This window comes from Nostoc sp. (genome assembly GCF_036917095.1).
GTDB lineage: Bacteria > Cyanobacteriota > Cyanobacteriia > Cyanobacteriales > Nostocaceae > Nostoc.
Genome location: NZ_JBALFH010000050.1, coordinates 1 through 4,768 on the forward strand (window position 1 = coordinate 1; position 4,768 = coordinate 4,768).

The 4,768-nt window shown below is 44.2% G+C and carries 5 protein-coding genes; 1 reads left to right on the plus strand and 4 read right to left on the minus strand.

Translation table 11 applies throughout. From position 1 onward, the window contains the following. A partial coding sequence (locus V7L01_RS30525) for a tetratricopeptide repeat-containing protein (RefSeq protein ID WP_335041586.1) occupies positions 1 to 539 on the plus strand: 539 nt, incomplete at its 5' end. Between the two features lie 465 nt (positions 540 to 1,004). Here the strand turns inward: V7L01_RS30525 and V7L01_RS30530 are convergent. From V7L01_RS30530 to rplU, 4 genes are all read right to left on the minus strand, one after another. Next, positions 1,005 to 2,198: an NADH:flavin oxidoreductase/NADH oxidase gene (locus V7L01_RS30530; protein ID WP_335041588.1), complete on the minus strand. Its 1,194-nt coding sequence runs from the start codon at positions 2,196 to 2,198 to the stop codon at positions 1,005 to 1,007. Positions 2,199 to 2,435: 237 nt separating this feature from the next. Further along, positions 2,436 to 3,152, minus strand: a complete 717-nt coding sequence (locus V7L01_RS30535) for a molybdopterin-dependent oxidoreductase (RefSeq protein ID WP_335041589.1) — start codon at positions 3,150 to 3,152, stop codon at positions 2,436 to 2,438. A 207-nt stretch (positions 3,153 to 3,359) separates the two neighbouring features. Beyond that, entirely contained in the window at positions 3,360 to 3,656 is a 297-nt protein-coding gene (rpmA, locus tag V7L01_RS30540; protein ID WP_099099325.1) for a 50S ribosomal protein L27, read from the minus strand. A gap of 27 nt (positions 3,657 to 3,683) precedes the next feature. After that, a complete protein-coding gene (gene rplU / locus V7L01_RS30545; protein ID WP_109008243.1) occupies positions 3,684 to 4,091 on the minus strand; it encodes a 50S ribosomal protein L21 in 408 nt (135 codons plus the stop codon). Positions 4,092 to 4,768 lie beyond the last annotated feature (677 nt).

The following is a 4,768-nucleotide window of genomic DNA, read 5'->3' on the forward strand; positions in this document are numbered from 1 at the left end:
ATTTGGCATTCCTCTATGATTCACAGGGAAGATACAGCGATGCCGAACCTTTGTATATCGAAGCTTTGGCGATGACAAAACGTCTGCTGGGGGATAAACACCCCGATATAGCAAATAGCCTGAACAATTTGGCATTCCTCTATGATTCACAGGGAAGATACAGCGATGCCGAACCTTTGTATATCGAAGCTTTGGCGATGACAAAACGTCTGCTGGGGGATGAACACCCCTCTGTGGCAACTAGCCTGAACAATTTGGCATTCCTCTATGATTCACAGGGAAGTTACAGCGATGCTGAACCTTTGTATATCGAAGCTTTGGCGATGAGAAAACGCCTGCTGGGGGATGAACACCCCTCTGTGGCAACTAGCCTGAACAATTTGGCATCCCTATACAAATCACAGGGAAGATACAGCGATGCCGAAGCTTTGTACATCGAAGCTTCGGCGATCGCTGAACAAGGGTTGGGGGCAAATCATCCCAATACAGTAACCATTCGTAAGAATCTGGAAGACTTGCGGCGGAATCGTCAGCCTTGATTCAGGAGAATGGTTGCTTTTGTCTCTCGTTGGTTTCAGTAATTTAGGTAATCTGCACCGGCTGCATTACCCGCCTGGGATTCAAATTTTAGTCTCATAAGTAGGCAACATAATTAATTACACAATGTCATTGCAAATGCAGTGAAGTAAAATAGTGCGATCGCAACCCCTAAAACTACTTCTCTACGATATGCTTTGCGAAGGGTGCGATCGCAATAACTGTAAATCTTTTTGTTTGTCTACTTAATGAGCCTTTTAGCTCCATTAATGAGCCTCTGAACTCCATTAAAGAGTCTTTGAACTCCATTAAAGAGGCTCTGAACTCCATTAAAGAGTCTTTGAACTCCGTTAATGAGTCTTTTAGCTCCATCTACTTATTATCTGTGGTTAAACACAAGTTAATTGCGATCGCACTTTAGCAATCTCAAACTTTACCATTGCGATCGCAATACTTGCTGTTTAAATTTATTTCCCTTGTCTCCGTTGTTTAACAGCATAGCCGTAAGGCAAAGCCCAGTTTGGTTCCTCATCCAAATGGGAACGCGCATGAATCGACCAATATGGATCGCGGAGCATTTCTCTACCGACGAGAACCAAATCCGCACATCCACGAGTAATTACTTGGTTGGCATACTCAGCTTCCTTTATCATCCCCACAGCCCCCGTCCTAATCCCAGCCTCTTCTCGAATTTTGGCAGCAAAAGGCACTTGATAACCTGTCTGCACGGGAATCCTGGCATGGGGGACTAAGCCTCCTGTAGAAACATCGATTAAATCAACGCCTAATTCCTTTAGTTCGCGGGATAATATCACTGACTGTTTGAGATCCCAACCTCCCTCTACCCAGTCGGTAGCAGAGAGGCGCACAAAAAGCGGCATCCCGGTTGGCAGAATCTCTCGGATTCGTCTTGTAACCTCCAGTAACAAACGCATTCGGTTCTCCAACGAACCTCCGTAACGATCTGTGCGTTGATTACTTAGTGGCGAAAGAAAGGAATGCAGTAGATATCCATGAGCCGCGTGGATTTCGATAATCTGAAAGCCCGCTTGAACGGCACGCTGCGTTGTGGCAACGAAGGCTTCAATCACCTCTTCAATCCCAGCCTCATCAAGGGTTATGGGAACGGGGCCGCCCTCTTGAAACGGAATTGGGCTTGGCCCAATTACAGGCCAACCGCCTTGTTCAGGTGTTAACGGTGTACCACCCAGCCAGGGAAGATTGCAACTCGCCTTCCGACCAGCATGGGCTAATTGAATCCCTGCGATCGCTCCTTGCTCACGAAGAAAGCGGACAATGCGAGCTAGTGGCTCAATGTGCATGTCGTCCCAAAGACCAAGATCGCCAGGGGTGATTCGCCCTTGGGCTGTCACGGCTGTAGCTTCGACTACAATCAGGTGAGTGCCTCCAGTAGCCCGACTTCCCAAATGGACAAAATGCCAATCATTAGCGAATCCATTCTCTGCCGAATATTGACACATTGGTGACATTGCGATGCGATCAGGCAGGGTAATATCTCGAATTTTCAGTGGACTAAACAAGTCCACTTCCGGTACATCTGAATCGTGCAGACTTGTTGATTGACAACCGGGGGAATCTATGAATTCTAATTCGGTCTGGGCTGGAGATGATGGCAAGGTACTGAGATTCTCTGTAGTCATGCTGTTACTTTTCCGTGCTTTGTGGACTAAAACCCGTGTCCTTTGTTAGTTCGGCAAAATCAATTCTAGATAAGGAGTTTCAGATATTGGGTGTCTGATTTTTTGTCACTTCCCAAACGATTTTTAACTAATTCCCATAATTCCCCATCCCTCTATAGTGTAGAGATGTAAGGAACTTCCAAATAAAAAAACATTCCATTCCAAAGAGACAAAGTAAAATTTTTTCCCTTATCTCGCTTATAATCCAGCAAACCACTCATAGCCCTGATCCTCCCAATAGCCTTTACGAGGTAACAAATTGCTGACGAATGTAATTTGAGTTACCCACTTACTTTGCTTGTAGCCAAGTTTAATTGGGGATGCTAGGCGTATGGGCGCACCATTATCAACTGATAAAGGTTGTCCATTCTTTTGATAAGCCATGAGAGTTTGGGGATGTACAGCAGAGGCAATATCCCAGCTTTCATAGTAGCCATCAGCAGATTTAAAGTAGACATAACGGACGTTTGACTTCGGCTGTACCAGTGCTACCAAGTCTCGTAATCGCACACCTCCCCATTGAGCGATCGCAGCCCAGCCTTCAACACAGACATGGCGAATTACCATTGAAGTCAAGGGAAGTTTTTGAATATCTGCCATACTCAATTGCATCGCGTTACTAACCTCGCCATCAATCTTCAGGCGAAACTGCGCTGGATCGATTTGCGGTGTAAAGTCAAAGGTATTAATCAGCAATTTGTCTGGTTCTATGGCACTAACAGGAAATTCCGGTACTGGTTTTTGACTTAGCAGCAGTGCTTCAAGATTTTGATTTAGCGGCTCAGATATTTGCCGCAGATTATCTGAGAACAAATTTGTCCCACAGCCACCTAAAAGAAAGCCTACCCCTGAAAGCCCAGATACTTGCAGTAACCGGCGACGGGATAGGGTGCGTTTGGGAAGAATCAGACTCATAAGTACCTCTACAGGAACATAGACTTAATTAGACGGATGCTTCCTACCTTCAGGGCAAGTAATATTTTGTTATTGAAGAATATCTGCGCTTTGATGCTCATGATACTAATCTATGGGCAACAGAGGAACAAAGCGGCTTTTAAGCAACTGCTGGGATATGCGATCGCTAACTAGCAATTAGGGTGGGCTGTTACCCACCCTAACACTCTAACTTGCTACGGCCTCAGCAGGGGCTGCCTCAGCAGCAGTTATGGGTAAATAAACACTAACTTTTTTACGGGTTTTGCCCTTTCTCTCAAACATTACAACACCGTCGATTAAGGCAAACAGAGTGTCATCGCTGCCAATACCGACATTGTTACCAGGGTGGAATTTAGTACCACGCTGACGCACGAGAATGTTTCCTGCACGGACAACTTGACCGCCATAACGCTTGACACCCAGACGTTGGGCATTAGAATCACGACCGTTGCGTGTACTACCTGTTCCTTTCTTATGAGCCATGATTTCCTCTTGTGTATCTTCTTATTATTATTCAGCAGCAGTTTCAACTTCTTCGGTAGGAGTCTCATCTAAAACGGGGGTTTCCTTCTCCGTTTCTCCTTCAAAAGCAAATACTTCGCCGTTAAGGGTGATGGAGTCAATCATAAGTCTGGTAATTTCCTGACGATGCCCCCGCTTTTTGCGGGTTTTCTTTTTGGGCTTCATCTTGTATACCAGAACTTTACGACCTCTGTAATGTCGCATTACAGTCCCTTCTACAGTCGCACCTGTCACTAGTGGCTGTCCAATGGTGACTTCGCCATCGTGCTGCACGAGTAATACGGAGTCTATTGTAACTTTTTCATCTGGTTCGATCGCAAGCAGTTCAATATCGTAAAACCGGCCTGGCTCTACTCGTATTTGTTTGCCGCCAGTTTCAATAATCGCGTAGGTCATGGAATTGTCCTTGAGGTTGCCGTACAGGTAGCTGGTTTTTATCTCGTGTAGAGACGCTTTTGCCAGCTTTTGTAATATGTCTACCTGATCCGAGCAGGAATTAGACAGACAATCTAATATCCTATTTTATTAACGGCTATCAAGTCAAGCTCTAACAGGATTTTTGGATTTGGCATTGATGTCTGGTGAGTATGAAAATGAAAAATCAGTTAGTTCGCTACTGTCTATTTACTCATTTTCAAAGAGTAGGAAGGAATTATCCAACAGTTGTTATAGGCAATCACCCACCAGCAAGAATATAAATTGCATTTACAAGTCAGAATCAATAATTTTTAGCTTAATCTTGCTACCATCTTAAAGGATGTTTTTTGTCTCTTCCATTGGTGTTCCTTCCACATGAAAGTTATGCTGTTAAAGCATTATACTCTATTTTTTTACTCCCGTTAGCTGAGATATCTTTTCTGCCAGGGCCTCCAAGTTAATAAATACTATCTATTCTCAATAATCTGATGAAAGCCTAGCTTTTTAATTCATATGTACATGAAGTATTTACACATGTGACAGTTGAAGGTGCCGAATGTGGGTTATAGGAATTTATTTGAATAGTAAAAATTCAGTAAAAACAAAAAGCCCCTAGCGATGATGTGAGCAAGGGGCTTTGAGTGATAATAAAACCT